The sequence below is a fragment of the Myxococcus dinghuensis genome, from assembly GCF_024198235.1.
In the GTDB taxonomy this organism is placed as follows: Bacteria; Myxococcota; Myxococcia; order Myxococcales; family Myxococcaceae; genus Myxococcus; species Myxococcus dinghuensis.
Window position 1 is genome coordinate 481,430 of sequence record NZ_JAKCFB010000003.1, and the last position, 26,804, is coordinate 508,233.

21 protein-coding genes, 1 rRNA gene and 1 pseudogene are annotated in these 26,804 nt (G+C 69.9%); 10 read left to right on the plus strand and 13 right to left on the minus strand.

Annotated elements, in window-relative coordinates; genetic code table 11:
* Positions 1-219: 219 nt before the first annotated feature.
* Positions 220-1,107: a PhzF family phenazine biosynthesis protein gene (locus LZ198_RS06930; RefSeq protein ID WP_253971077.1), complete on the minus strand. Its 888-nt coding sequence runs from the start codon at positions 1,105-1,107 to the stop codon at positions 220-222.
* A 129-nt stretch (positions 1,108-1,236) separates the two neighbouring features.
* On the opposite strand from LZ198_RS06930, the gene LZ198_RS06935 reads away from it, so the two are divergent.
* Complete coding sequence (locus tag LZ198_RS06935) at positions 1,237-2,640, plus strand: aminotransferase-like domain-containing protein (protein WP_253971078.1); 1,404 nt, start codon at positions 1,237-1,239, stop codon at positions 2,638-2,640.
* A gap of 7 nt (positions 2,641-2,647) precedes the next feature.
* Here the strand turns inward: LZ198_RS06935 and aspS are convergent, their stop codons facing one another.
* Positions 2,648-4,465 carry an aspartate--tRNA ligase gene (gene aspS, locus LZ198_RS06940; RefSeq protein WP_253971079.1) on the minus strand — a complete coding sequence of 606 codons (1,818 nt, stop codon included), beginning with the start codon at positions 4,463-4,465 and terminating at the stop codon, positions 2,648-2,650.
* A gap of 260 nt (positions 4,466-4,725) precedes the next feature.
* Here aspS and LZ198_RS06945 point away from each other — a divergent pair, with 260 nt between their 5' ends.
* The 4 genes from LZ198_RS06945 (at position 4,726) to LZ198_RS06960 (ending at position 8,272) form a co-directional block, all read left to right on the plus strand.
* Positions 4,726-5,775 carry a hypothetical protein gene (locus LZ198_RS06945; protein ID WP_253971080.1) on the plus strand — a complete coding sequence of 350 codons (1,050 nt, stop codon included), beginning with the start codon at positions 4,726-4,728 and terminating at the stop codon, positions 5,773-5,775.
* Positions 5,776-5,799: 24 nt separating this feature from the next.
* On the plus strand, positions 5,800-7,089 hold the full coding sequence (locus tag LZ198_RS06950) for a hypothetical protein (protein WP_253971081.1): 1,290 nt from the start codon (positions 5,800-5,802) through the stop codon (positions 7,087-7,089).
* Between the two features lie 11 nt (positions 7,090-7,100).
* Positions 7,101-7,859, plus strand: coding sequence for a hypothetical protein (locus LZ198_RS06955; protein WP_253971082.1), 759 nt, complete (start codon positions 7,101-7,103; stop codon positions 7,857-7,859).
* Positions 7,860-8,038: 179 nt separating this feature from the next.
* Positions 8,039-8,272: a YHS domain-containing protein gene (locus LZ198_RS06960; protein WP_234070631.1), complete on the plus strand. Its 234-nt coding sequence runs from the start codon at positions 8,039-8,041 to the stop codon at positions 8,270-8,272.
* A gap of 45 nt (positions 8,273-8,317) precedes the next feature.
* Here the strand turns inward: LZ198_RS06960 and recJ are convergent, their stop codons facing one another.
* On the minus strand, positions 8,318-10,030 hold the full coding sequence (gene recJ, locus LZ198_RS06965; RefSeq protein WP_253971083.1) for a single-stranded-DNA-specific exonuclease RecJ: 1,713 nt from the start codon (positions 10,028-10,030) through the stop codon (positions 8,318-8,320).
* A 226-nt stretch (positions 10,031-10,256) separates the two neighbouring features.
* Here recJ and LZ198_RS06970 point away from each other — a divergent pair, with 226 nt between their 5' ends.
* Positions 10,257-10,856, plus strand: coding sequence for a hypothetical protein (locus tag LZ198_RS06970; RefSeq protein ID WP_253971084.1), 600 nt, complete (start codon positions 10,257-10,259; stop codon positions 10,854-10,856).
* A 123-nt stretch (positions 10,857-10,979) separates the two neighbouring features.
* Here LZ198_RS06970 and secF read toward each other — a convergent pair whose 3' ends face one another.
* The 6 genes from secF to LZ198_RS07000 all read right to left on the minus strand — a co-directional run bounded on the left by secF (position 10,980) and on the right by LZ198_RS07000 (position 17,940).
* A complete protein-coding gene (gene secF / locus LZ198_RS06975; protein WP_253971085.1) occupies positions 10,980-12,152 on the minus strand; it encodes a protein translocase subunit SecF in 1,173 nt (390 codons plus the stop codon).
* Positions 12,153-12,176: 24 nt separating this feature from the next.
* Positions 12,177-13,949, minus strand: coding sequence for a protein translocase subunit SecD (gene secD, locus LZ198_RS06980; RefSeq protein WP_253971086.1), 1,773 nt, complete (start codon positions 13,947-13,949; stop codon positions 12,177-12,179).
* Positions 13,949-14,314 (minus strand): preprotein translocase subunit YajC, encoded by a 366-nt coding sequence (gene yajC, locus LZ198_RS06985; RefSeq protein WP_253971087.1) that lies wholly within the window; start codon positions 14,312-14,314, stop codon positions 13,949-13,951. The genes secD and yajC overlap by 1 nt, the downstream gene beginning before the upstream one ends.
* 145 nt (positions 14,315-14,459) lie before the next feature.
* Entirely contained in the window at positions 14,460-15,677 is a 1,218-nt protein-coding gene (tgt, locus tag LZ198_RS06990) for a tRNA guanosine(34) transglycosylase Tgt (protein ID WP_253971088.1), read from the minus strand.
* Between the two features lie 6 nt (positions 15,678-15,683).
* Entirely contained in the window at positions 15,684-16,769 is a 1,086-nt protein-coding gene (queA, locus tag LZ198_RS06995) for a tRNA preQ1(34) S-adenosylmethionine ribosyltransferase-isomerase QueA (protein WP_253971089.1), read from the minus strand.
* 61 nt (positions 16,770-16,830) lie between these two features.
* On the minus strand, positions 16,831-17,940 hold the full coding sequence (locus LZ198_RS07000) for a SpoIID/LytB domain-containing protein (RefSeq protein ID WP_253971090.1): 1,110 nt from the start codon (positions 17,938-17,940) through the stop codon (positions 16,831-16,833).
* A gap of 73 nt (positions 17,941-18,013) precedes the next feature.
* Here LZ198_RS07000 and LZ198_RS07005 point away from each other — a divergent pair, with 73 nt between their 5' ends.
* From LZ198_RS07005 to LZ198_RS07015, 3 genes are all read left to right on the plus strand, one after another.
* Positions 18,014-18,574 carry a hypothetical protein gene (locus tag LZ198_RS07005; protein WP_253971091.1) on the plus strand — a complete coding sequence of 187 codons (561 nt, stop codon included), beginning with the start codon at positions 18,014-18,016 and terminating at the stop codon, positions 18,572-18,574.
* Positions 18,575-18,661: 87 nt separating this feature from the next.
* Positions 18,662-18,997 carry a hypothetical protein gene (locus LZ198_RS07010; protein ID WP_253971092.1) on the plus strand — a complete coding sequence of 112 codons (336 nt, stop codon included), beginning with the start codon at positions 18,662-18,664 and terminating at the stop codon, positions 18,995-18,997.
* Positions 18,998-19,148: 151 nt separating this feature from the next.
* The gene (locus LZ198_RS07015; protein ID WP_253971093.1) at positions 19,149-19,859 is read left to right on the plus strand and encodes a hypothetical protein; all 711 of its coding nucleotides are present in this window, start codon (positions 19,149-19,151) and stop codon (positions 19,857-19,859) included.
* 270 nt (positions 19,860-20,129) lie between these two features.
* On the opposite strand, the gene LZ198_RS07020 is transcribed toward LZ198_RS07015, so the two are convergent.
* From LZ198_RS07020 to LZ198_RS07030, 3 genes are all read right to left on the minus strand, one after another.
* Entirely contained in the window at positions 20,130-21,377 is a 1,248-nt protein-coding gene (locus tag LZ198_RS07020; protein ID WP_253971094.1) for a KamA family radical SAM protein, read from the minus strand.
* Positions 21,377-22,747, minus strand: coding sequence for a KamA family radical SAM protein (locus LZ198_RS07025; RefSeq protein ID WP_253971095.1), 1,371 nt, complete (start codon positions 22,745-22,747; stop codon positions 21,377-21,379). The genes LZ198_RS07020 and LZ198_RS07025 overlap by 1 nt, the downstream gene beginning before the upstream one ends.
* Before the next feature lie 99 nt (positions 22,748-22,846).
* Positions 22,847-25,726: a serine/threonine-protein kinase gene (locus LZ198_RS07030; RefSeq protein WP_253971096.1), complete on the minus strand. Its 2,880-nt coding sequence runs from the start codon at positions 25,724-25,726 to the stop codon at positions 22,847-22,849.
* A gap of 424 nt (positions 25,727-26,150) precedes the next feature.
* Between LZ198_RS07030 and LZ198_RS43825 the strand changes: the two are divergent.
* Positions 26,151-26,573: pseudogene (locus tag LZ198_RS43825) on the plus strand (zinc-binding dehydrogenase); the annotation flags it as partial.
* 166 nt (positions 26,574-26,739) lie between these two features.
* Here the strand turns inward: LZ198_RS43825 and rrf are convergent.
* Positions 26,740-26,804, minus strand: a 5S ribosomal RNA gene (rrf, locus tag LZ198_RS43830); the annotation flags it as partial.

Genomic DNA, 26,804 nt, shown 5'->3' on the forward strand with positions numbered 1-26,804 from the left:
GGCCCCCGAGCGAGCCCCACCTCGACCGCCCTGCGCGGGGCCACGCTCCAGGTCGTGGGCGGCTCCGCGGCGCGGAAACACGCAGACGAGCCAGCCCTCCTTCACGAGGTTGGCCTGGGAACATGTGACGCAGCGGCGGAAGCACCTGGCGGCGGTGAACCCCTCCGCTGCGTGGAGACGGGCCAGGCCCCCCGCCGACGGACGGGGGGCAGACGACGGTTACGGCCGCAGCGTCCCTTCGAAGACGGTGACGGCGACGCCACCGATGCGCGCCCGCTCGGGAGCCCCGGCACGACCGGAGACCTCGACCTCGATGCGTCCCGGCTTGCCCATGGCATCGCCTTGCTCGATGCGCGCGCGCACGACACCGCCCTCGGAGGGCAGCACGATGACGCCCTGCTTCGCGAGGTACATGCCGAGCGGTCCCGCCGCCGAGCCCGTGACGGGGTCCTCGGCGATGCCCAATCCAGGAACGAAGTAGCGCGAGTGCGCCACGCTCCCGGCCTCGCGCGTGTCACGGGTGAAGACGTAGACGCCGCTCACGCCATGGGGACGCAGCAGCTCCGCGAGCGCGCCCGAACGCGGCGCCAGGCTCCAGACATCCTCCCTGCGACGGAACGGCACCACCAGCCGGTGCGCGTTGCGATGGACCGGGAGCGACGTGTCCACCATGTCCACCGTCCCGCCCACCAGCGGGAGCACCTGGGACAGCGGGACGGGCGTCTCCAGCCAGGGGTGTCTCGGCGTGACGATCCACACCCGACTGCCACGCGCTCCCGCCGTCTCCAGCTCCACCTCCAGCGTCCCCGCCGCGCACTCCAACCGGGTGGCACCCGAGCGAGGAAGGAGGCCCCGCTCCGCGAGCAGGTGGAACGTCGCCACCGTGGCGTGGCCGCAGAAGTCGATCTCGTCCACGGGCGTGAAGTAGCGCAGCCGCACCCCCTCCTCGCTCGGACCGGACAGCACGAACGCCGTCTCCGAGGCGCCCACCGCCGCCGCGATTCGCTGCATCACCTCTTCGTCCAACCCCGCGGCATCCAGCACCACCCCCGCGCGGTTCCCCGCCCCGGGTGTCTGCGTGAAGGCGTCGACGATGCTCACCTGCATGGCGTTGCTCCCTTCCGTCGCGCCGCGGCTCCCACCGCGCGACCGGATTGTGTCGATACAATTCGACGGCGAACTGGATACAATGGATGCATTGCGCCGCGACGCGCGTCAACCGTGGGGATTGTCACCATGACAAGCTGGAAGCCGGACCTCCGAGGCCGTGACGGCCCGCTCTATCGGGTCATCGCGGACGCGCTCGGGGCGGACATCGAGACCGGGCGCCTCTCGGCGGGAACCCGCCTGCCCACCCACCGGGAGCTGGCGGAGAAGGTCGGCGTCACGGTGGGCACGGTGACGCGCGCCTACGCCGAGGCCGAGCGCCGGGGCCTCATCGGCGGAGAGGTGGGCCGGGGCACCTTCGTGCGCCACCGCGAGACACCGCGACACCTGCCCGCGCCCTCCGTGCCCGTCGATGACGACAAGCTCGTCGAGCTGGGCCTCAACTGGCCCGCCACGCCTCCCGGAGACCCGGCCACCACCGCGCTGCGGGCGGCCCTGGAGGCGCTCGCGCGCTCGCCGCGGCTCTCCGAGCAGCTCGACTACGCGCCGCAGGCGGGCCACGAGGCACACCGGGAAGCCGGCGCCGCGTGGTTGTCCCGCTTCGGCGTGGAGGTGTCACCCGCCCAGGTGGTGGTGTGCTCCGGAGGTCAGCACGCCATGGACGTCGCGCTGAGCGCCCTCACCCGCCCGGGCGACACCGTGCTCTGCGAGGCGCTCACGTATCCCGGCCTCAAGGTGCTCGCCAGCAGGCTCCACCTGCGCCTGCATGGCGTGGCGCTGGATGAACACGGCCTCGTGCCGGACGCGCTGGACGCCGCGTGCCGCACGGGCGCGAAGGTCCTCTTCTGTCTGCCCAATCTCCAGAACCCCACGGGCGGCGTCATGCCCGAGGAGCGCCGCCGCCGCATCGCCGCGGTGGCCCGCAAGCACGGCCTCACCGTCATCGAGGATGACGCCTACGGGCTGCTGCTCGAGCGACGTCCACCCCCGCTCCACGCGCTCCTCCCGGAGTCGTGCTGGTTCATCGCGGGGGTGTCCAAGCTGCTCGCGCCGGGCCTGCGCATCGGCTACCTGGCGCCCCCCGTCGGCGGGAGCGTGGAGCGGCTGGCGGAGGAGTCCGCGCTCGCCACGCGCATGACGCCCTCGCTGACGGCGGAGGTGGCCTCGCGGTGGATCCACGACGGCACCGCCGACGCGTTGGTCGCCAGCCGGAGTCGCGAGGCGCGGGAGCGGATGGTGTTGGCGCGCGAGCTGCTCGGCGCCCACCTGCCCCGCCCGGACGAGCGGGCCGGGTACCACCTCTGGCTGAAGCTGCCCGAGGGCTGGCGCGCCGAGGGCTTCGCCGCGAACGCGCGACGGCGAGGCGTCTCCCTCATCCCCTCGGAGGTCTTCGCCGTGGGGCCCTCCGCCGCGCCGGCCGCGGTGCGCGTGTGCCTGGGGACACCGCGCACCCGCGCCTCGCTGACGAAGGGCCTCGGGCGGCTCGTGGAGACGCTGGAGGCGGGACCGGAGCCCCTCGCCTCCATCGTCTGACGCCGGACTACTTCTGCGGCAGCGGCACCGGACGCACGTGCAGCTCGCGAAGCTGCTTGTCGTCCACGTCGCCGGGGGCGCCCGTCATCAGGTCCGTGCCCGTCTTCGTCTTCGGGAACGGAATCACGTCGCGCAGCGACTCGGAGCCGGTGAGCAGGAAGGAGAGGCGGTCCATGCCCAGCGCGATGCCGCCGTGCGGAGGCGCGCCGTACTTGAGCGCGTCCAGCAGGAAGCCGAACTTCGCCTGGGCCTCCTCGTCGGTGATGCCCAGCGCCTTGAAGACCTCCGCCTGGATCTTCGGGTCATGCAGGCGGATGGAGCCGCCGCCGATCTCGAAGCCGTTGAGCACCACGTCGTAGCGGTGGCACTTCACGCGGCCCGGGTCGGACAAGAGGTACGGCACGTCCTCGTCGTGCGGACGGGTGAAGGCGTGGTGCGCCGCCACCCACGTGTTCGACTCCTCGTCGTGCTCGAACAGGGGCGGGTTCACCACCCAGAGGAACTTCCACTGGCCGCCGCTGCCGTACTCCGGGATGAGGCCCAGCTTCTTGGCGACGTGCACGCGCAGGTTCGCCATCACCGTGTGGACCAGCGCCTCCTTGCCGAACTGGAACAGGATGAGGTCGCCCGTCTTCGCGCCCACGGCCTGGTTGATGGCCGCGCGCAGCGCCGGGGAGATGGTCTTCGACAGCGGCGACTGCGTCCACTCGCCCCCCTCGCCCACCTTCGCGCGCGCCAGGCCCTTGGCGCCCGCCTGCTTGGCGAACTCCTCCAGCTTGTCGCTCTCCGCGCGGCTCATCGCCTTCTCCGCGGGGATGACCATCGCCTTGACGATGCCCTTGGCCTGGACGGCCTCGTGCATCATCGGCACGCCACCACCCTCGCCGTGCTCGCGGATGAGGTCGGTGAGCACCACGTGCTCCAGCCCGAAGCGCAGGTCCGGCTTGTCGTTGCCGTACTTCGCCATGGACTCGTAGAAGTCCATGCGCATGAACGGCGTGGGCACGTCGATGCCCAGCACCTCGCCCCACAGCTTCTTCAGCAGGCCCTCGATGATGGTGAAGATGTCGTCCTGGTTGACGAAGCTCATCTCCACGTCGATCTGCGTGAACTCCGGCTGGCGGTCGACGCGCAGGTCCTCGTCACGGAAGCACTTGACGATCTGGAAGTAGCGGTCGAAGCCCGCGACCATGAAGAGCTGCTTGTACAACTGGGGGCTCTCCGCGAGCGCGTAGAACTTGCCCGCGTTCATGCGGCTGGGGACCAGGAAGTTGCGCGCGCCGCCGGGCGTGTACTTGCCCATGAACGGCGTCTCCAGCTCGAGGAAGCCGTGCCCCACCATGTACGCGCGCGTCAGCGCGTTCATCTTCGAGCGCGTCATCAGCGACTGCTGCAGCGGCGAGCGCCGCAGGTCGAGGTAGCGGTGGGCCAGCCGCTTCTCCTCCGAGGTGTCGATGTTGTCCTCGATGGGGAACGGCGTGGGCTCCGAACGGTTGAAGATGGTCAGGTCGCTCGCCTTGACCTCGATCTCCCCCGTCTTCATCTTCGGGTTCACGTTCTTGCCGCGCGACACGACCTTGCCGCGCACGCCGATGCAGTACTCCAGGCGAAGGCTGCCGGCCAGGGCGTGGGCCTCCGCGTGGTCCGGCTCGAACACCACCTGGGTCAGCCCCTCGCGATCCCGCAGGTCGATGAACACCGCGCCGCCGTGATCCCGGCGATTGTGCACCCAGCCGAAGAGCACGACCTCGTCGCCGACGTTGGCCGCGGTGAGCTGGCCGCAAGAATGGGTACGCTTGACCTCGGAGATGAACGGGACCGCCATGGAGACCGCCTGCGTTTGTTCGTAGAGGGGAAAGGCGCGGCACCATACGGATCGTGGAAACGATGCGTCAAGGAGTCCGCACAGTCATGACCGCTCTCAGACGGTCGGTATCGGGGGTGTTTCCTGACGGTCGCCACGGGGCCGCGCAACCTCCGCCCCGCTCGCGGGTTCTCACCGGCATGCAGGGGGAGCCCGCCAGCGCGCACCGCCCGAAAGCCCGGGGACGGGGCTGGCCCCCGCTCGTGCTTTGCGTCCTGCTCGTGACCCCGCTGTGCGTCCGGGCCGAGCCCGGGGACGCCACCGTCGCCATGGAGGCCACCGGCGGCCGCGACTACCGCGCCTGGAGCCTGCTGGGGGACGTCGAATTGCGCGCCGACAGCACCTTCCTCACGCTCGGCTACCTGGGCACCCGCCCGGAGCCCGGCACGCCCCCCTCCCACGTCCTCACCGTGGGCGTCGACCAGTCGCTCGGGCTGCACGCCCTGCTGTCGGCCGCCCTCCAGGTGGGCCTGCCCAAGTCCACGCGCGTCGAGCTGTTCCGCGAACAGCCGCCGCGCCGGCCGGCCCCCGTGGACGCGACCACCGGCTACGCCAGCCAGGGCGCGCAGGTGACGGCCGCCTGGGACTCCGCGGGCCTGTCGGACGTGGAGTTCGGCGGCGACGCCAGCGTGGCCGTCACCCGCTACCCGCTGAGTCGCGAGCTGACCACCACCACCGCCACGGGCGCCCCCGTCCGGTACACGCGCGAGGACGTGCTCTGGGCCGCGCGCCCCGCCGTGGGAGGTCGCCTCCTGCTCGGCACGCACTGGGAGCTTGGCGCCCGAGGCGGCCTCACGCTGTACAGCGAGGATCCGCTCTCCGCCGGCCAGTTCACCTCGGAGGAGGAGGCCACGCTCTCCCGCCGCCTCGAGAACGCCGTGGAGGCCCGCCGCCTCCTGCGCCGCTTCCAGTCGCGCATCAACCGCGACCTGGGCGCCGCGCTCTCCCGCCGGCTGGCGGACGTCAACGCCACGGCCGGCATCCCCACCGCCCCCGCCCGCTTCGACCTCCGCCCCAGCCTCACCTGGAAGCCTGGACCCGGCGTGCGGGGCCAGCTCGCCTACGCCTTCACGCGGTACGTGGCCGGCGAGGGCCACTCACACCTCGTCTCCACGCGCTGGACGGTGCGCCTGGGAGCGCCTCTGCGCGTGTGGGCCGCGGTGGCACTCCAGCAGGACGTCCGGGAGGAGTCCTCCGGGGAGGACGCCGGGGACACCCCGCCCCGGAACCGCTCCGGGATGGTGACACTCGGAGGGGAATACACGTTCTGAGCGGTCCGGAGTAAAACGGGCCCCATGCTCCGAACAGTCATCGCCACCACCGCCGTGCTCGGCCTGGCCACCGGCTGTGCGCCCGACACGAGCGCCCCGGTCAAGGTTCGCGCCCTGGTGCTCTCCAGCAACGGGGAGTACACACCCCAGGAGGTCGAGCTCAAGACCATCTCCGACATCGTCGGCCTCAGCGGAAACGTGGCCGACCTGCATGGCGGGGCGCGCATCGTCCTCGACTTCAACGACCCGGACCTCCAGAACGCCACCACGCCGGAGTCCTTCGCCAACGCCCTGCTCAAGGAGTCCGGGCGGGACGTGACGGCCAACTACATCACCCAGGATGGGGTGCTGTGGCCGGCGGACTTCCACACCTGGAACATGGTGACGACGTACTACAACCTCGAGCGCGCGTTCGACTACTTCCACGACGTCACCAACATCCCCACGGCGGACTTCAAGGAGCCCGTGCGGACGTACTACTTCCCGGAGTTCGTCCTCCCGGACGTGGACAAGGATCCGCTCAAGGACAACGCGCTGTACTTCTCCGCGAACGAGTCCTTCCTCATCCTCCCGTTCGACCAGCTCCAGCGCGCGCCGCTCTCCATCAACGCCGGCATCCTCGCCCACGAGTACTCGCACCGCGTCTTCAACCTGAAGACCTATGACGCCCAGCCGTTCCCGGTGGCGCTCAGCACCTGGGCCGCGGGGGGCTCCAGCCCGGGCGCCAACATCCTCAAGTCCTTCGACGAGGGCCTGGCGGACCTGCACGCCTACGGCAGCACCTGCCGCTCGGCGCACGGCTGCGACACGCGGTTCCTCTCCACGTCCTTCCACGGCGGCAAGTTCGGCTCGGTCACCGACGACCGCGACCTGGCGCGCACCGACCGCTGCATGACGCAGTCCCTGCGCGACAACCTCCGGAACATGAGCCTGGACCAGTTCAGCGGCTACGAGTACGTGGTCGGCACCCTGCTGGCGAGCGCGCTGTACCAGGCCGGCGAGGCCACCGGTCAGCGCGACGTGCTGCTGCGCTCCATCGTCGCCGCGTACGACGACGAGACGGTGGCCACGCCCGGCCTCCAGCAGCTCACCCGCCAGTACCTGACGGACCAGGGCAAGTTCACGCTCGCCGTCGCCGCCGGCGCCATCATCACCCACGTCACCGACCTGCGGCTGAAGGAAGCCGTGTGCAACGAGCTGATGGACCACCTCCAGATTCCCAGGGACCTGCTCGTCGGCACCAACAACCCCAACCTCTGCCCGGCCAGCGCCGCGGGCGGCACCACCTGCCCGCCCCTGGGCAACGAAGGATGAGGACCGCCCCCGTGAAGACCTGGCTCACCCGCTGCCTCGTTGGCGGCCTCCTCGCGGCCTCCCCCGCCCTGGCACAAGACGACGCCCCCTACGAGTACCCGGACGACGAACCCGCCCGCGACGAGCAGCGGGAGGCGGACGACGACGCCTACGAGCGCCGCCGCCGTCAGGTCGACGAGACCGACGACTTCCGCCGCGTGTCCGAGGAGGAAGGCGAGGAAGGCGACTTCAAGTCCCTCGCCAACATGGACGACCCGAACTACGGCTTCGCCGTGGAGCTCATCGGCGGCGCGCTCATGCTCGACAGCTCCGAGGGCAACTTCGCCAAGACGGTGGCCGGAATGGGCGTGCGCGCGACGTGGGAGTACGGCCGCACCTTCAACCTCGAGCCGCTGCGCGAGAACCTCTGGGCCGACCTGCGCTGGACGTACGGCAGCTACAGCGACGGCACGGACTTCATCAACACCAGCACCGGCGTGCACTACTTCACCATCGCGCCCGCGTACGAGCTGAAGCTGGGCAAGTCGCCCTTCGGCTTCTACGGCCAGCTGGGCGGCGGTCTCGGCTACCAGACGTCGTCGCTCATGATCGACGCCGACGAGACGAAGGTGAACGGCATGAAGCCCGTCTTCCAGTACGGCGTGGGCTTCCGTGGCAGGCCCCGCCTGACCAACAAGATGAGCCTGTCCTTCCGCGTGGAGTTCATGGGTTTCCGCCGCGGCTACCTGAACGACATGTTCCTGGGTGGCAGCCTCGGCGCCGCCTTCTGAAGTCCGCCGGACACTTCCACGGGCCCGGCCTCTGGCCGCCCGTGGAAGTTTTTCACCCTCCAGCCATCCGTGCCCTCCACCGCCCCTCGGTTTCCAAGGGGTTGGGGGTTGGCACATGCCCTGCTTATCCCCACCGTCGGGAGTGGGCGGTGGGGCCCCCACGGGCGGGGAGAGGGCGCATGAAGGGCGTGCAGGGGCAGGGACAGGGCAAGCATTGGGATCCGGTCTGCGGCAAGCAGCTGGACACCCCCGAGTACCAACCATCCTCCGAGTACAAGAAGCGGCGGTACTTCTTCTGCTCGGAGCGCTGCCGCCACGCGTTCGAGCGACAGGCGGAGCGCTTCCGTCTCAACGAGCTGGCCCGGGTGGGCGCATTGATGACGCCGGGCCGGGTGCGCTGGGGCATCGCCTGAGGCGCGGCGTGGGCCCGCGACCCGCGGGCCCACGCGCCGCGCACGTCACGCGGCGATGCGGACGTCCTTGAGGCGCAGCGACAGCTTGCGCTGACCGCGGAAGGTGTCGAAGCCGGCCTGGAAGGCCAGGTCCACGGGCCCCGCCACCAACTGGGCGCGGTCCGCCATGCCGAAGCCGATGGCGTCCAGCTCCGGCGCGTCCGCCAGGGCCAGCTTGAGGTGCCCGCTGACGCCGCCGGCCTTCGCCGGGAGCACGCGCGGGCGGGCCATCTGGTGACGCAGCACCAGCACCGGCTCCGGGTTGCCCTGACCGAAGGGCCCCAGCCGCTGGAGCGCCTCCACCGCCGTCGCGTCCAGCTCGCGCGGACTCACCACCGCGTCCACGCGGCAGCGCGGGATGAGGTCCTCGGGCGTGAGCCGCTGCAGGGCGATCCGCTCGAACGCGTCGCGCAGCTCGGGCAGCTTGTCCGCGTCCACCGTCAGGCCCGCGGCGTGCTTGTGGCCACCGAACTTGGTGAGCAGGTGCGAGCAGCCGCTGAGCGCGTCGTACAGGTGGAACGCCTCGATGCTGCGCGCCGAGCCCTTCCCCACCCCGTCCTTCACGCCCACCATGACGGTGGGCCGGTGGAAGCGCTCCACCACGCGCGAGGCGACGATGCCGATGACGCCCGGGTGCCAACCCTCGTCGAAGAGCACGAAGCCACGCGCGTCCTTGCGCGACTCGGCCTGGGCCAGCGCCTGCGTGAGGATGTGGCTCTCGATGCCCTGGCGCTCCGCGTTGGCCCGGTCCAACACGGACGCCAGCGCGCGCGCCGACTCCAGCGTCTCCGAGCACAGCAACTGCAACCCCAGGGACGCGTCGTGCAGACGCCCGGCCGCGTTGATGCGGGGCCCCAGCCGGAAGCCCACCTGGCCCGCGGTGATGGGCGTGTCCGGGTCCATGCCCGCCGCCTCCTTCAGCGCGCGGACGCCGGGCCTGCGGGCCGCCGTCAGCTCCTGGAGGCCATGCGACACGAGGATGCGGTTGGCGCCCGTCAGCGGCACCACGTCCGCCACCGTGGCCAGCGCCACCAGGTCCATCATCGTGCGCAGGTTGGGCTCCTTGCGCGTGGCGAAGAAGCCGTCGTCCCGCAGCCGCTTGCGCAGGCCCATGCAGAGGTTGAACGCCACGCCCGCGGCGCAGAGCGCCTTGGTGGGGTACTCGCAGCCGGGCTGGTGCGGGTTGAGCACCGCGACCGCCGGCGGCAGCGTGGGCGGCACCGTGTGGTGGTCCACCACCACCACGTCCAGCCCCAGCTCCTTCGCACGGGTGATCTCCGCCACGGAGGTGATGCCGCAGTCCAACGTCACCAGCACGCGCGTGCCGTCCGCGGCGATGCGCTCCACCGCGCCCATGTTGAGGCCGTAGCCCTCGTCCAGGCGGTGGGGGATGTACGTGGCCGGCGGAACGCCCAGCTCACGCAGGAACAGGTACAGCAGCGACGTGGAGCACACCCCGTCCACGTCGTAGTCGCCGTAGAGCGTCACCTTCTCCCGCGCGTGCAGCGCGCGGACCAGCCGCTCCACGCCCGCCGCCATCCCCTTCATCCGGAACGGGTCCGGCAGGTCCGCCAGCCGGTCCGACAGGAACGCCGACGCGGACTCCGGCGTGCGGTAACCTCGGTGCAACAGCACCCTCGCTGCGAGCGGATGGAGCGACAGCTCCCCGGCCAGCGACCCCACCTCCTCCTCGACCACGTCTGGAAGCAACCACCGCACTTGCAGCTCCCCTCCTCGGCCTACCGACGACACCCGGCGGCCGGGACGAAATCTTGACACGCGGACAGTACCCCAGACGTCTGACGAGGAAAGTCCAACCTGGGGCACGACATTTCCCTTCCTGCACACGCGTTCAGCCGTGCGCTCGACTCCCCGTCTGCCTCTGGGGAGCGCGCCATGCGCGCGATGCCCAGCTTGTCTGCACAGAACCTGACAGGGAGGAAACATGACTGCGAACGGACGCTGGGTCGCCGTGGCGGCCCTCGCGCTGGTGGCCACGGATTCGGCCTCGGCGCAGGAACGCAAGGACGCCAAGCGGGGGGACGTGAACGTCTTCCTGCGCGGCGGACTCGGTGACTACACGGGCAACCTGGGGGATTTCACCGACACCGGCCCCTCGTGGGGACTCACACTCAACGTGCAGCCCACGACATTCCTGGGCATCGAGCTCGGCTACGAGGGCTCGCGCAACGGCATCGCCGACGACCGCCTGCTGGGGGACGGCCCGGCGCTCGTGCGCCAGGGCGGCAGCGCCCTGGTGAAGCTCTCCCCGCCCCTGCTGACGGCCGTGCGGCCCTTCGTCGGGGCGGGCCTGGGCATCTCCTACGTGGACGTCCGGGGCGCGGGCGAGGGCCTGTGGGCCTCCGACACCATGCAGGAGCTGCCCCTGGCGGCCGGCCTGGAGTTCAACAGCGGGGCGCTCACCGCGGGCGTGCGCGCCACCTGGCGCCTGCTGCTCAACGACGGCTTCGCCGACGGCGCCCTCGACGAGGACACCGACGGCGGCCTGCTCGACGCCTCGCTGACGCTGGGCGCGCGCTTCTAGCGGCGCCCCGAAAAACACCGAGGGCCCTGCCCCCCGTGCATCCGGGAGTCCAGGGCCCTCGAGTGGGTCCGCCGCGAGCGTCCGGCACGGTGACGTGCCGGGCGGACGCGGTGGACAGGCGGCTCACGCCGTCTTCGGCTCGTGCTTGATGTCACCGCCGCGGTGACGGGCATCCTTGGCCGCGGCGCGCTCATCCAGCCAGATGGTGAGCGGGCTGGCGATGTACACCGACGAGTACGTGCCCACGACGATGCCCACGAGCATCGCCATGGCGAAGTCGAAGATCTCGCCCACGCCGAACACCAGCAGACCGATGAGCGACAGCGCCGTGGTGCCGGAGGTGAGGATGGTGCGGCCCAGGGTGTCGTTGATGGCGATGTTGATGACCTCCGCCAGCGGCTTGCCCTTGTACTTGGCCATGTCCTCGCGGATGCGGTCGTAGATGACGATGGTGTCGTTCACCGAGTAGCCGACGATGGTCAGCAGCGCGGCGATGGCCGTCAGGCCGAACTCGCGCCGGCTCACCAGGTAGTAGCCGGCGACCATGATGACGTCGTGGAGCATGGCCAGCAGCGCGCCCGGGCCGAACTTGAAGTCGAACCGGAACGCCACGTAGATGAGGATGGCCACCATCGCGTAGAGCAGCGCCATGACGCCGCGGTTGCGCAGCTGCTTGCCCACCTGCGGACCCACGTAGTCCACGCGGCGCTGCTCGAAGTCCGGCTTCTCCAGGCCTGCGCTCAGCGCGGAGTAGACCTTGTCCGCCATGCCGCTGGCGACGACCTGGTAGTCGACGCCGGCGCCACCCTGGTTCTCGCCCAGGACGCGGACCTCCTGCACACCCGTGCCGGAGTCCTCCACGGCCTTCTTGATGGTCTGCACGTCCAGCGGGGTGGCCGAGCGGAAGTTCACGATGCCGTTGGCCAGGTCCGCGTACACGTTGCGCACGTTGCCCAGGCCCTGGATGGCCGCCTTCGCCTTCTCCGCGTTCGCCTCGTTCAGCTGCGTGACGCCGCCCAGGCGCAGCAGGAACGAGTTGTCCGCCTCGCTGCCGATGTTCTGCACGCTCACGTCGTGCAGGCCACCCTTCTCCGCGCGCTCACGCACCTCCGCCGCGCTCACCGGGTGGTCGAACTTCAGCTCCACCACCGTGCCGCCGGCGAAGTCGACGCCGAAGTTGAACCCCACCGTGGCGATGCCCACGATGATGGCCAGGTTGACCAGCGTGGAGATGAACACGGCGGGCTTGCGCTTGCCGATGAAGTCGATGTTCGTCTTGTTCTTGAGGATCTGCATGGCAGTTTCCCGTGCTCCCGCCGGTCAGACCGACACCGACTGCGCGTTCTTACCGTGGACGAAGTAGGTCATGATGACGCGCGTCACGACGATGGACGTGAACAGCGACGCCAACAGTCCGACGATGAGCGTCGTGGCGAAGCCTCGCACCGGCCCGGTTCCCGTGAAGAACAGGATGAAGCCGGCGATGAGCGCCGTCACGTGCGCGTCGAAGATGGTCCAGAAGGCGCGATCATACCCCTGGTCCACCGCCGCCTTGGCGCTCTTGCCGTGGCTGAGCTCCTCGCGGATGCGCTCGTTGATGAGCACGTTGGCATCCACCGCGATGCCCAGCGTCAGCACGAAGCCGGCGATGCCCGGCAGGGTCAGCGTCGCGTTGAAGAACGCCAGACCCGCGAGGATGAGCAGGCCGTTGAGGATGAGGGCGATGTCCGCGATGAGGCCCGCCTTGCGGTAGTAGAGGGCCATGAAGGCCACCACCAGGCCCAGGCCCATCAGCGCCGCCAGGCTGCCCTTCTTGATGAGCTCGTCACCCAGGCTCGCGCCCACCTGACGAATCTCGCCCACCGTCACCGGCGCGGGCAGCGCGCCCGCCTTGAGCACCAGCGCCAGCGTCTGCGCCTCGCCCAGCCACTCGTTGAAGCTGCGAGCGCCCATGCGGCCCATGGTGATGCGGGCCCGGCCGCCAGCGATCTTCTCGTTGATGTTCGGCGCGGTGTGGACGTTGTCGTCCAGCACGATGGCCATGCGCTTGCCCACGCCCGCCTCGGTCAGCTTCTCGAACTCACGCGCGCCCGCGGCGTCGAACGCGATGTTCACCTCGGGCTCGTTCATCTGGCTCACGGACGCGTCCGCGCCCGCCAGGCTCTCGCCGGTCAACGGGACGTTCTTGTCCAGGAGGAACGTGCGGTAGGAGGTGCACTCGTTCTTCTTCATCGGGTTGGCGATGCACTCGGTGAGGACGACGCGGTTCTCCGGCACCTTGCCCTTGGTGTAGTCCAGCAGCGCCTCGCGCGTGGGCGCCTGCAACTGCGGGAAGCCACCCTCGTCGGCCAGGGTGATGTTGCTGCCGGCCGGCGGCGGGTTGCTCTGGAACATCTGCGCGAAGAACTGGGGGTTGGAGTCATCCACCATCCGGAACTCGAGCTGCGCGGTGGTGCCCACCAGCTCCTTCGCCTGCTCCGGGTTGCTGCGGCCCGGCAGGGAGATCTGGATGGAGTCCGTGCCCAGCTTGCGCACGTCGACTTCCGCCACGCCCCACTTGTCGATGCGGCGGCGGATGACGAGCATCGCCTGGTCCACGGCCTCCTCGCGGAAGCGGTTGGTCTGCGACTCGTCCGGTGCAAGCACCAGCGTCGCGCCGTCGCGGCGGACCTGCTTGAAGTCCCCGTAGGTGGCCAGGACGTCCTTCTCGATGGCGTCCATGGTCGCCGGGTCCTTCGCGGTCAGGGTGAGCTGGAGCTTCTCCGGATCCGTATCCGCCGTGACCTCGCCGAGCTTCTTGTCGGCGATGTACGTGGCGATCTGCTGGCCCCGGCGCTCGGTCCGCTTCTGGAGCGCCGTCTTCGTGTCCACGCGCATCACCATGTGGATGCCGCCCTGGAGGTCCAGGCCCAGGTTGAGCCTGTACTTCGCGGGGGGCGCCCACGCCGGCAGCCGCTCCTGCAGCAGCGCCAGGTTGTTGCGCTGGTCACGATCCATGACCACCAGCGAGTAATACGTCGGGATGAGGAACCAGAAGGTCCCCAGCGTCACCGCGACAATCATTCCGAACTTCCACCACCAGCCGCGGTCCATTACTTCTCCTCCTTCTTCTTCTCGTCCTTCTTCTCTTCGGCGGGCGCCGCCTGGGCGCCTTCGGCCACCGTGCCCTTGGCACTGATGGACGTCTTCAGCACGCGGATGCGCACGCCGCTGGCGATCTCCAGCAGCACCGCCCGCTCCTCGACGAGGTGGATCTTCCCGAGGATTCCTCCCGCGGTGACGACCTCATCCCCCTTCTTGAGCGAAGCGAGCAGGTTGCGGTGTTCCTTCATCTGCTTCTGCTGGGGGCGGATCATGACGAAGTACATGACCGCCACCACACCTACGCCCAGCAACAGGGGCTGAATCGGGCTGGACCCGCCCCCGGCCTGCGCCAGCATCAAAAAGCTCTCAAACACTGACTGCCTCGTGTCGGTTGAGGAAGGCTTGGGATGGGAGACCCCCCACGGTAGCCGAGGAACCCATCCTGAAAGGGGGCCCTCTTAGCAAGGGGGGCCCATGTGAGCAAGTGAACGAGGGAAGCCCGGCTTTCCATCCGGTCGCTCAGCGACCACGGGTCCGCTCGGCCTCCTGTGCCTGTGTCCTCGCCCGGAACTCGCGGGCGAAGGCCGCGTAACGGTCCTCGGCGATGGCTCGGCGCACGTCCGCCATGAGGCCGAGGAAGTAATGCAGGTTGTGCAGGGTGTTCAGGCGCATGGCGAGGATCTCCCCCGCCGCGAACAGGTGGCGCAGGTAGGCCCTGCTGAAGTTGCGGCAGGTGTAGCAGGCGCACGCCGGGTCCACTGGCCGCGGGTCCTTGGCGAATGCCGCGTTGCGGATGGTGAGCTTGCCCTCCGAGGTGAAGAGCAGGCCGTTGCGCGCGCAACGGGTCGGCAGCACGCAATCGAACATGTCCACCCCGTGCTCCACGCAGGTGACCAGGTCGAGGGGGGTCCCCACCCCCATCAGGTAGCGGGGCTTGTCGCGGGGCAGCAGCGGCGCGGAGTACGCCACGCCCGCGTGCATCGCCTCCGGCGTCTCCCCCACCGAGTAGCCCCCCAGCGCGTACCCCGGCAGGTCCACGGCGCACACCTCCTCCGCGTGGCGCTTGCGCAGGTCGTCGTGCAGGCCGCCCTGGACGATGCCGAACAGCGACGAGCGCCCCCGCGTCCACGCGCGCTCGCACCGGTGCAGCCAGCGCGTGGTGCGCGCCAGGGACTTCTCCAGGTAGCCGCGGTCCTCGGTGGAGGGCGGGCACTCGTCGAAGGCCATGATGATGTCGGCGCCGAGCGTCTCCTGGATGTCGATGGAGCGCTCCGGGGTGAGGAAGTGCCGCGCGCCGTCCAGGTGGGACTGGAAGGTGGCGCCCTCCTCGGTGATCTTCCGCTTCTCGGAGAGGCTGAAGACCTGGAAGCCGCCGCTGTCGGTGAGCATGGGGCGGTTCCAGGAGACGAACTGGTGCAGGCCGCCCATCTCCCCCACCAGCGCCTCGCCGGGGCGGAGCATCAGGTGGTACGTGTTGCCGAGGATGATCTGCGCGTCGAGCGTCAGCAGGTCGTCCGGCCCCACGCCCTTGACGCTGCCCACGGTGCCCACGGGCATGAAGATGGGCGTCTCCACGGGGCCGTGCGGCGTGTGCAGCCGTCCCCGGCGCGCGCGCGTGCCGGAGGCGTCCTCGTGGAGCAGCTCGTAGCGCACCAGCCCCGGCGCCACCCGCGTGTCGCCCCGCTCGCGCGCCGCCGCGCCCGTCACCGCCTGCTGTCCTTGCTGTTGCTCACCCATGAGGACTCACTCCGACACCAGCATGGCGTCGCCGTAGCTGAAGAACCGATAGCCGGCCCGCACCGCTTCCGCGTACGTGGCCAGCGTCCGCTCTCGCCCCAGCAGCGCGCTCACCAGCACCACCAGCGTGGAGCGCGGCAGGTGGAAGTTGGTCAGCAGCACGTCCACCTGGCGGAACGTGAAGCCGGGCCGGATGAAGAGCGTCGTCTCGCCGGGGCCCTCGCGCAGCCGGCCCGTGGTCGGGTCCGTGGCGGACTCCAGCGTGCGCACCACCGTGGTGCCCACCGCGACCACCCGGCGGCCCTCCGCGCGGGCGGCGTTGACCTCGCGCGCGGTGGCCTCCGGCACGGTGAAGCGCTCCGGGTGCATGTGGTGCCGGTCCAGGTCGTCCTCGCGCACGGGGAGGAAGGTGCCCGGCCCCACGTCCAGCGTCACGTGGACGCGGCGCACGCCCTGGGCCTCCAGCGCCGCCAGGGTGGCCTCGGTGAAGTGCAGGCCCGCGGTGGGAGCGGCCACGGCGCCGGACGCGCGCGCGTACACCGTCTGGTAGCGCTCGGCGTCGGCCGCGTCGGGTTCGCGGGTGATGTAGGGCGGCAGGGGCAGCCTCCCCGCCGCGTCGAGCAGCGACGCGAGCGAGGCCCCTGCCGGCGCGTGGAAACGCACGCGGTACTCGCCGCCGCCCATGGCCTCCAGCACCTCGGCCTCCAGGCCGCTGGCGAACGCGAGGCGCTGGCCGGGCTTGAGCCCCTTGGAGGCCTGGCCCAGGCAGATCCAGTCGAGCGACTCCGGCGCGCCGCCGAGCGCCGCCGAGGTCAGCGTGGAGGCGGCGGGGCGCACCACCAGCAACTCCACGCGGCCCCCGGTGCCCGCCTTCTGGCCCAGCAGGCGCGCGGGGATGACGCGGGCGTCGTTGAGGACGAGCACATCGCCCGGGCGCAGCAGCTCCAGCACGTCGGAGAAGCGCCGGTGCGCCAGCTCCCCGGAGGAGCGGCTCACCGTCAGCAGGCGCGAGGCGTCCCGCGTCGCCAGGGGCGCCTGGGCAATCTGGGACTCGGGCAGGTCGAAGTCGTAGTCGGAGAGGCGGGACGACACGGGGGTGGCGCTTGTAGCAGCCCCCACGCCGCCACGGAAAGCGCGCCGGACGTGGGGGACGTCAATAGAGGTGCTGCAGCTCGGCCCCGGGGTAGTAGTGGGTGAGGATTTCCACGTAACCCCGGCCCTTGTCGGCGAGCGCCTTCGCGCCCCACTGGCAAAGGCCGGCCCCGTGGCCGTAACCGCGACCGGAGAACTGATAACCCCCGTCGGTCCTCTCCACCTCGAAGTCGAGACTCTTGAGGCGCGTGTAGCCGAGCTTGCGGCGCAGCTCCACCCCGTCCACCGTCGTGCCGTCCCCCAGCGTCACGCGCGTCACGCGGCGGGTGGACGTGCGGCTCGTCACGCGCATGCCCTGGGCCGGGTGCCTGAGCGCGGATTTGATCTCCGCGTCGGACATGGAGGCGGACCAGCGGCTCGCGGCCAGCCGGCCACAGGGGCAATCGACGGGCTGGAGGTAGGGCAGGTCCCGCTGAAGGGCGTCCTGTCCGGACTCGGTGCGTCCGCCGCAGGAGGCGTGGAAGTAGGCCTCGATGGGCGCCAGCTCGTAGGTGAGCACCTGGCCGCGCGTGGCGTCCACGGCGGCGCGCGTGCGCGGGTCCTCGCGGTTGACGCCGCCGTACACCTGGTGGAGCACGCTGCTGCCCAGGTGGAAGGCATTGCTGTAGGTGTCCAGCTTCTTCTGGAGCGCGTACGTGCGGGCCGCCACGGCCTGGGCCTTGAGGGCCTCGGGCGGGAAGGACACGGGCATCTCGCTGCCGAGCACCGCGGCGAGGTATTCCTCCAAGGGGATGACGTTGATGAGCTGGAGCCCGTCACGCAGCGGGCGGACGACGACGTCGCCGCGCACCTGGGTGCTGCCCGCCTTGAGCGGCTCGCTGCCGGGAACCCCCGCGTCGCCCGCGGCGCTCACGCCCGCGCGGAAGCGCACCGAGTCCCCCACCACGGGCGCGCCGTTGACCTCCAGCTTCCCGGCCCGGCGACGCACGGTGGCCACGTCGGTGGGGATGGGGACGTAGGTCGCGTCCTCGCTGTCGGGCCCGAAGCCCAGCCCCTTCCCCTTGATGCTCACCTCACTGCCGGTGTCGTCGATGGCGATGCGCAGCGTCTCCACGGCGCGGGCACTCAGCGGGGCGAACAGGAACAGGAGCAGTGCAACAGGTCGCAACATGGCCTGGGAGTGTAGGAGGGTGGGATCGCGCCTCAAGAAAACGGCCGCCGGATGAGGGAGGATGGGCGCGCCCGTGACACCCCGCGTCCCTACCCCACCCCACCTGACCGCCCCTCGCTTCGTCCAGGCCCTGCGCTCGCTGGAGCCCCGTTCCGCCGCGTTGCTCAACCGCCGGCTGGTGGCGGGCCACCTCCCTGGGGACTGCGCGGCCTTCTACGGCGTGTCCTCCGAGGCCTTCTCCGTCCAGTTGCTGCGTGCCGTGGTGCTGCTGGCGCGGCAGGTCGAGAGCCCTCAGAGGGAGCCCGAGGGCCGCGACGAGGAGGAGGCCTGGGCCCGGATGCTGACCACGGCGCTGGAACGTGAGGGTTCGCCGGTCCCCACGGGGCTCGTCCCCGGGGTGGAGCTGTGTCGGCGCCTCCAGGCGCAGTCGGAGGAGGTCGCTCGGGGGCTGGAGGCGGCGGCGCAGGAGGATCTGGCCTCTCCCCAGCGTCGCCGGGAGGAGTGGCTGCGGCGGCTCGCCATCACCGCGCTGTTGGCGTTGACGGCGTACCTGTACCTGTCGCGGCCAGGGGAGCCGTCCCGTCGTCCCCCGCCCGCCCCCGAGCCCCCCGCCGCGACGCCGGACCGGCACTGAGCCCGTGAGCCAAGGAAGCGTCGTCCCCCGAGCGTCGGGGACGCGGCGCCCTGGACGGAGGTGAGGAAGGAGGGCTATGGGACGCCCATGCGCGTGTGTTCCCGGGTCCTGTGGGTGCTCGTGGCCAGCCTCGCGGTGGCCGGCTGCGCGAAGAACATGGACACCCGCGTCGCGGGAACGGACGACGAGGCCATCGACAGCGCCTCCGCGAGGCTCGAGGAGCTCGGGGCCCATGGCGCCGAGGATGACGCGTCCTGCCAGGACCGCTGCGACGTGGCGACACGGACCTGCGGCGTGGCCGAGGAACTCTGCGCCCTGGTGGACCGCAACCCGGACCGGGACGACCTGCCACCGCGTTGCGCGAGGGGACGGGAGCAGTGCTCCGACGCGCGCTCCGGGTGCGTCAGTTGTCAGAACGGCTGACCCGCCCTGCCCACTGACGAGGGCTGGGGAGTCGTGGAATCCACGTGGGCAACAGCCAAGGAAGTCACGTCGCGCGACAGGCTGACCGATACCCGGCGCCGGGTGGCGTGATTAGATGCGGGGTCGTCGTCACCGCCGAGGAGTGTCTTTCATGTCCCGTCGTCCCGTGTCCCTGCTCATGGCTGCGTGCCTCGTCCTTCCGGGCTTTGCCTCGGCGGCGGAGGGGGGAGAGCTCACGCCCGAGAAGGTCGCGCAGATTCGCCGAGACGAAGCCGCGGCGATGAAGAAGGTGAGCGCGGAGTTCGGAGACCGCAAATCCTCGGAGATGTCGAACGAGGAGCGCGGCCAGCAGGCGGCGAAGCAGGCGGGAGCCACGGCGTCGGTGTTGGAGAAGCACGGCGTGAGCGCCAAGGAGTACGAGCGCTTCGCCGCGAAGATGGGCCGTGAGGGGAACGAGCGCGCGGCGGCGGAGAATCAGCGGCTGGAGACGCAGGAGAAGTCCGCGAAGCAGGCGGCCGCCAAGCCCGCGGAGGAGAAGGAAGTCACCATCCAGGCGGGCTTCAGCAACGCGAACCCCGTGGAGCTGGAGTCCCTGGAGGGCGACGCGCCCGTGGTGGAGATCGGCATCCCCGTCGAGGACGAAGACGGCGAGGACGGTGACGACGAGGCCATGGAGGCCGGCGGCGCTGGAGGTGGTGGCGCCGTGGGAGCCGAGGCAGCCGCCGACACGAACAACATCCCCGTGCAGATTGGAACGGACGAAAGCGTGAAGCCGGCCAAGAAGGCTCCGCACCGCTCCAACACCGAGACGAAGAAGGCGAAGAAGAAGTACTCGCGCAAGAAGAGCTCGAACGCGGACTGACGAGCGGTATCGGCCAGACCTGGCCGCACGAGTGGTCCCACCGCGCCGTCAGCGCGGACGCGGGCGCGGGCCTCACGGGATGTCGAGAGAGCTCCGCGGCAGCGTCGACACAAGCCCCTGGCTCAGTGACACTGTCGTGCCGTCAGCGCGGACGGTTGCGAGGGCACTTGCTCACGGGACTTCAGGTGCGGAGCGCGGCGACGTGAACCCGCGAGCCCGGAGAGCACCGCCCCGGGCATCGTTCTCGGCCCACGGAGAGCGGGCCGCCCGTCAGCGCTTCGAGTGGTAGCCGAACTGCTCCGCCCGGAGCCGCCACGTGTCGTCGTAGGGGCACGAGCAGTCGGTCTCCTCGGGCTCCGGATAGGCGTAGCGCTCACCCTTGAAATTGCGGAACACCGTCTCCTTCTCACCCCGCTCCACGACATAGTCGGGCTGGAGCGTCACCTTGCCGCCACCACCCGGCAGGTCCACCGCGAGGTGTGGCACCGCGAGGCCCGTGGTGAAGCCCCGGAGCTGCTGGATGATCTCCAGGCCCTTCTCGATGGGCGTGCGCAGGTGCTCGCAGCCCTCGGCCACGTCCATCTGGTGCAGGTAGTACGGCCGCACGCGGCTGCGCAGCAACTGATGCGACAGCTCCTTGATGATGCGGGCATCGGAGTTGATCCGCCGCATCAGCACGGCCTGGTTCTCCACCGGCACGCCGTGGTCGATCAATCGCTCACAGGCCTCACGGGCCTCCGGCGTCAGCTCCTTCGGATGATTGAAGTGCGTGACGACGAAGACGGGCGCGTAACGGCGCAGCGTGCTCGCCAGGGCGTCCGTCACGCGCATCGGCAGGCAGACCGGCACGCGCGTCCCGATGCGGATCATCTCCACATGGGGAATCTCACTCAGCGGCGCCAACAGCTCCTCCAGCCGTTGCTCGGTGAGCAGGAACGGATCTCCCCCCGAGATGAGCACGTCGCGCACCTCGGGGTGGTTGCGCACGTACTCGATGCCACGGCGCATCTGCTCCTTGGAGAGCTCCGCCACGCCGCCCTGGGTGATGCGCCGCCGCGTGCAATGGCGGCAGTAGACCGAGCACGTATCCAGCGCGAGGAACAACACGCGGTCCGGATACTTGTGGACGATGCACTCCTCCGGCCGCGTCTTGTCCTCGCCGAGCGGGTCCTCCAACTCGCCGGGACGCACGCGAGCCTCGGCGCGAACGGGGATGGACTGCATCCGCACCGGGCAGAACGGGTGCTCGGGGTCGATGAGCGACAGGTAGTACGGACTGATGCCGATGCGGAACAGCGCGGACGTCTCCTGCACGCCCGCGCGCTCGTCATCCGTCAGCGGGACATAGCGCTCCAACTGCGCCATCCCACGCACCGCGTTGCGCTGATGCCAACGCCAGTCGGCCCACTCCGCGTCGGTGGCCTGGGGAAACAAACGACGACGCCCCTCGGCACTGAGCGAGGGGCGCGCGGAACGGGGCTCGAGCGGCAGGGCCGCCGCAAGCGCGGGGGAATCCATCACGCCGCCTTGGTCTGCTCCCGCCACCACGCCTTGCCAGCCTCGGGCAAGGAGTCGATGGGGTCGAAGTATTCGTACCGCCGGTTGAGCGCCTCGGCGTCATTCGCCTCGATGCCCGTGCGGTAGTTCTTGGTCCAGTAGGAGATGCCCCGCTCGCGGTCGTACTCCGCCACCTGGTGCACCCACCGCTTCCCGACGAAGGGCACGTCGCAGACGATACGCGGCGTCGCGAAGCCGGGCATGTAGCCCATGATGTCGTGCTGCAGGTGTTGCGCCTGCGCGACCGACACCCGCCAGTGCTCACTGTTGGGGATCATGTCGCACATGTAGAAGTAGTACGGCAGGATCTTCGCGTGGTCGAGCAGCGTGAAGCACAGCTCGAGCAACTGCTGCGGAGTGTCGTTCACGCCGCGCAGCAACACGCCCTGGTTGCGCACGTCGCGGAAGCCCATGTCGAGCAGCTTGCGCACGGCCTTGCCCACCAGCGGGGTGAGCTGCGCCGCGTTGTTCACGTGCGTGTGGAGCGCCAGGTCCACGCCCCGCTCCACCGCCTTCTTCGCCAGCCGGTCCAGGCCCGCGAGCACGGAGTCCTGGAGGAAGTGCTGGGGAATGGCCATCAGTCCCTTGCTGGCCAGACGGATGTCCCGGATGTTCGGGATGTCCATCAGGGAGCTGACGAACGGCTCGAGCTGCTGGATGGGAAGGTTGGCGATATCTCCACCGGACACCACGACGTCACGCACGGTCGGCGTGCGACGCAGGTAATCGAGCATCTGCTCGTACCGCTCCTTCGGTCCGATGGAGAATTTATGTTTGCTGACCTGGGGGACGTCGTTCCCCACCAGGTCCATGCGGGTACAGTGCCCACAGTACTGGGGACACGTGGGGAGCATCTCCGCGAGGACCTTCGTGGGATAGCGGTGCGTGAGCCCCTCGACGACCCACATGTCCTGCTCGTGGAGGCTGTCGCGGCTGGCCTTGGGGTGGTTGGGCCAATCCAGCAGTCGGTCCGCGAAGGCCGGCAGCATGTAACGCCGCACCGGGTCCTTCCACAGGTCCGAGAAATCCATCGTATTGAGCATCTGCGGCGGGACGAGGATGGACATCGTCGCGCGCTCGCGCTGGTCGCGCTCCATGCTCTCGGCCAGGTCGTCAGGCAGAAGGTTTCCGAGCGTCGCCCGGAGCTCCTTCATGTTCTTGACGGTGTTCTTCCGCTGCCAGACCGAACTCTCCCACTCCGCCTGGGTGACGTCCTTGTACCCCGGGATGCGTCGCCAATCGGGTTCGACGAACTCACGACGGAGCGGATAGGAAAACGGCTGTTGCGCGGGGCCGGCCTCTGCCTTGCCCCGGATGGGCGTCGTCTGCATGGCGCATCACCTCAGCATGTTGCTTCGCGGGCCGGGCGTCATACCGCGCCAGACGCCACTTCATTCAACAAATCGACGCCGCGGCGCATGCCCGGTTGATCACTCGATGGCAACGTTGACCAGCTTCTCCATCTTGTTCTCGGAGATGGAGACCACGACCGGCTTGGTCGTCTTGTTGCCGAGCTTGAAGGAGATCTTCCGTTTGCCCACCGGGAGCACCAGGGGGCTGCCGAGGGTGACCGGGGTCTGACGCCCCGTCTTCTTGCCGTCGACGATGATCTCCGCGCCAGCGGGCTTCGTGCTGCACGCCAGCATGCCAGTGGCCTTGGCCTTGGGCGGCGCGGCGGGCGCCGGAGGCGGCTTCGGCTGGGTCGCGGGCTGCTTCGGCTTGGGGGCCTCCGCGACCGGGGTCGGGGCAGGCGCCTCCTTCACCATCTCGAAGGAGACCGTCTGCTCCTCGCCGTCTCCCTTCGCCAGGAACTTGCCGGCGTACGGCTTGTAGCCCGCCAGCTTCGCGGTGAACTGATAGGTCTTGCCGACCTCCAGGGTCGCCGAGCGAGCGTCCGGAGTCTTGCCCACGCTCTTGCCATTCACGGCGATCTCCGCGCCATCCTCGCCCTCGAACACGGCGACGACGGTCTTCGGAGCCGGCGGTGGCGCCTCGGGCTGCGGCGGAGGCCGGGTCTCGGGGGTCGCAGGATTCGCGGCGGGCTGCGCGGGCTCCTCCGTCCCCTGCTGGGTCGGCGGCGGCGTGTTCTGCGCCACCTCGGTGGGAGGCGGCGTGTTCTCCGTGGGCGTCGGCGGTGGGGCGGTGGCCGTGCCTGGGTCCACGACGGTGGAAGGCGGCGGCGTCGGAGGCTCGGCGGGCTTGGCTTCCGGGGGCGGCGCCCCGGCGGCGGCGAGGCTGAACGACACGCCGAGCGGCTCCGCCCCTTCGGTCACGGTGATGAACTGCTTCTCGGACTTGTGTCCGGGGGCGCTCGCGACGACCTCGTACTGACCGGGGGACAGCGACAGCAACATGTTGGGCTGGACGCTCTGCCCGTTCACCAGGACCTCGGCGCCCTCCACCGGGGAGACCCGGAACATGACCTTGCCCCCGGACGGGCTCAAGGCCACCACGAGCAGGACCACGAACAACACGGCCACACCGGCGGCGATGCCGAACAGGGCCGGCTTGGGCAGATTCTTGAGCTTCGCGAGGACGTCGCCACCCTGCGCGCCACCCTTCGAGGGCACCTTCGTCGGCTTCTTGGGAACCGGCGCGGCCTTCTTGGGAGCCTTCTTCGGTGCGGGGGCCGGGGTCTGGGACCCGGTGACCTCCTGGGACTCGTCCGCGTACGCCCCACCCTCGTCCTCGGGCGGGTAGTCGTCCTGCGCGGGATACCCCTCATCCATCGGGGCATCGAACGTGGCGGGCTCCTCCTCGACGCGAGGCGCGGTGTTGCGCCCCTGGGCGCGGTTGACGCGACCCGGAGCCGGGATGGTCATGTTGCCCGTCGTCTCCTCGGGCGCCTCATCCTCCACGCGAGAGCGGCCCGGAGGCGCGGTGGGCGCGGGGCCGATCATCGTCGCGCCGGCATAGGGCTCGGCCTCGTCATCCGTGGAGATGACGACCTGGGCCTTCGGGCCACTCTTGCCGCGACGATTTCCACCCTCGCCCTGCGAGGGGAACGCGGCCGCAGTGCCCCCGCTCTGGATGGGGTTCTCCGTGCGCCCGGTGATGCTGTCGTCCACCAGGACACTGCTCTCGGCGACGCGCGTCTCGGGGGAGCTGAAGGTCTGCGTCGAGTCGACGATCTGCGTCTTGTCGGCCGAGGAGACGCCGTCCATCTCCTCCATCTCCTCGGCCGTGGGCGGAGGGATGTAGCCCGGCGCCGGGTGCGCGGGCGCGGTGGGCGAGCGGCCCGCGGCGGGGCCGGTGACGACCACGGCGGGAGGCGGCGCGCGCCTCGCGGGCGCGGGGCGAGGAATCGCGGTGATGCCCGAGGCCTCGATCTGATCCGGACGCTCGATGGAGGCGTAACGCTCCATCTTCTCCGCCTCACGGAGCATGTCCTCGGCGAAGGCCTCCTTCATGTACGAGGACAGATGCTTGGACGAATAGATGGCATCCCCAGCCAGCAGGAAGCGCATCAGGTCCTCTGCGAGGTCCGAGCCCCACTGGTAGCGCTCTTCCGGCTCGCGAGCGAGCGCCTTGAGGACGACCTTCTCGAGCCCCGGCGGGATGTTCGGATTGAACTCGCGAGGCAGCGGGACGTCCGCGTTGCGCACCTTCTCCAGCGTGGAGAAGTCCGACTCTCCGACGAAGAGCTTCTCGCCGGTGAGCATCTCGTACAGCAACACGCCCACGGCGAAGATGTCGCTGCGCCGGTCGATGGGCATGCCCCGGACCTGCTCCGGGCTCATGTAGCCGAACTTGCCCTTCAGGATGCCGGCCTGCGTCTTCTGCGAGCGGTTGGCGGCCTTGGCGATACCGAAGTCGATGACCTTGACCTCACCCTCGTACGAGATGAGGACGTTCTGCGGCGACACGTCGCGGTGGATGATGTGCAGATCCTGCCCGCGGGCGTCCTTCTTGCGGTGCGCGTAGTCGAGACCGTCACACAGCTTGGAGGCGACGAAGACCGCCTGCGCCGTGGGCATGATCTCCTTGCGCCGCCGGTAGCGCTCCAAGATGGTCCGCACGTCGCGCCCGGCGACGTACTCCATGGCGATGAAGTAGGTGTCGTCGTGCTTCCCGAGCTCGTGGATGTGCACGATGTTGGCGTGGTTCAGCTGAACGCTGATCCGCGCCTCGTCGATGAACATCGTGATGAACTCTTCATCCTCCGCCATCGTGGGGAGGATCTTCTTGATGGCGAGGATGCGCTCGAAGCCCTCGACGCCGAAGGCCTTCGCGATGAACACCTCGGCCATGCCGCCGACGTTGATGCGCTCGAGGAGCAGGTACTTCCCAAAAAGGGTCGGCTTCTTCATCTCGTGGAGCGGCCCGGAGCCGGCGTGAGCACCGCGGCAGGCGGAGCGCAGACCGGGCGGAGTAAGGGACTCTAGACCCAGGTCTGATAGCGAGTCAAACAGCAGAAAGAGGCCGAATCCTCAAGGAATCCAACAGCTTGAGACCTCCTGACTTCATTTTGGGACTGCCCACCACGCCTCCCCGCCCGCCCATGTCGGATGACTTCGTCCGTTGGCGGCTGGAAGGCCTGCGAAATCCGCTTTCCCAGGTGGAGGAACGGCCTCGCGGCGTCGCCCTCACGTCACCAGGTGATCCTCGGAGGCCCCCCAGGAGCGCAGGCCCTGATCCGCGAGGGAGCACCCCGGGTATGCCCACCCCGCCCTATCGGGAGAGGTAGGGAGATTCGCGGCGCAGAGGACTGAAACGATCCTCGCGCCATCCAGGATGTCGCCTCGAGCGACGGTGTCGACAGGCGCGAAAGCGGAGCTGGCGCGCGAGGTGGGGGCGGACGCGGTGTTCATCCACGGAGCGCGGCGGGACCTGGCGGACTGGGTGCGCCGGGAGACGGAGGGCCGCGGGGTGGACGTGGTGTTGGATTCGATTGGCGCGAAGACGTGGGGCGCGAGCCTGGCGTCGTTGGCGCCCTTCGGCCAGGTGGTGGCGTATGGGAATGCGAGCGGCCCACCACCGGCGCTGGAGGTGGAGTCGCTGTATGAGAAATCGCTGACGGTGACGGCCTATTGGCTGCGCACGCCGCACCCGCCGGGAGTGCAAGCCCAGGCGCGCGAGGCCCTGGGCCGGGCACTGGCGGCGCGGAGGCTGTCCGTGAAGCTGGGGCTGGTGGTGGAGCTGGCCGAAGCCGCCCAGGCGCACGCGCGACGGTGGGCAAGGTGGTGCTGCGCGTGCCCTGAAAGCCACGCGGCGGGCCCCGGGGGGCCTCGAGGCCCCCGGGCGGGAAGTCGCCGGCCGCGCCCAGGGCCCAGAAAGACGAAAAGCCCCCGTCGCACGAGGCGACGAGGGCTTCTCAAAAAGAATCCGGCAGCGACCTACTCTCCCACGCGGTTTCCCGCGGAGTACCATCGGCTCTGGAGGGCTTAA

Bases quoted from the DNA above. Each gene is read 5' to 3' on its own strand.
- LZ198_RS06930 (WP_253971077.1), bottom strand. From the start codon at position 1,107: ATGCAGGTGAGCATCGTCGACGCCTTCACGCAGACACCCGGGGCGGGG.
- LZ198_RS06935 (WP_253971078.1), top strand. From the start codon at position 1,237: ATGACAAGCTGGAAGCCGGACCTCCGAGGCCGTGACGGCCCGCTCTAT.
- aspS (WP_253971079.1), bottom strand. From the start codon at position 4,465: ATGGCGGTCCCGTTCATCTCCGAGGTCAAGCGTACCCATTCTTGCGGC.
- LZ198_RS06950 (WP_253971081.1), top strand. From the start codon at position 5,800: ATGCTCCGAACAGTCATCGCCACCACCGCCGTGCTCGGCCTGGCCACC.
- LZ198_RS06960 (WP_234070631.1), top strand. From the start codon at position 8,039: ATGAAGGGCGTGCAGGGGCAGGGACAGGGCAAGCATTGGGATCCGGTC.
- LZ198_RS06970 (WP_253971084.1), top strand. From the start codon at position 10,257: ATGACTGCGAACGGACGCTGGGTCGCCGTGGCGGCCCTCGCGCTGGTG.
- secF (WP_253971085.1), bottom strand. From the start codon at position 12,152: ATGCAGATCCTCAAGAACAAGACGAACATCGACTTCATCGGCAAGCGC.
- secD (WP_253971086.1), bottom strand. From the start codon at position 13,949: ATGGACCGCGGCTGGTGGTGGAAGTTCGGAATGATTGTCGCGGTGACG.
- tgt (WP_253971088.1), bottom strand. From the start codon at position 15,677: ATGGGTGAGCAACAGCAAGGACAGCAGGCGGTGACGGGCGCGGCGGCG.
- LZ198_RS07000 (WP_253971090.1), bottom strand. From the start codon at position 17,940: ATGTTGCGACCTGTTGCACTGCTCCTGTTCCTGTTCGCCCCGCTGAGT.
- LZ198_RS07010 (WP_253971092.1), top strand. From the start codon at position 18,662: ATGCGCGTGTGTTCCCGGGTCCTGTGGGTGCTCGTGGCCAGCCTCGCG.
- LZ198_RS07015 (WP_253971093.1), top strand. From the start codon at position 19,149: ATGTCCCGTCGTCCCGTGTCCCTGCTCATGGCTGCGTGCCTCGTCCTT.
- LZ198_RS07020 (WP_253971094.1), bottom strand. From the start codon at position 21,377: ATGGATTCCCCCGCGCTTGCGGCGGCCCTGCCGCTCGAGCCCCGTTCC.
- LZ198_RS07025 (WP_253971095.1), bottom strand. From the start codon at position 22,747: ATGCAGACGACGCCCATCCGGGGCAAGGCAGAGGCCGGCCCCGCGCAA.
- LZ198_RS07030 (WP_253971096.1), bottom strand. From the start codon at position 25,726: ATGAAGAAGCCGACCCTTTTTGGGAAGTACCTGCTCCTCGAGCGCATC.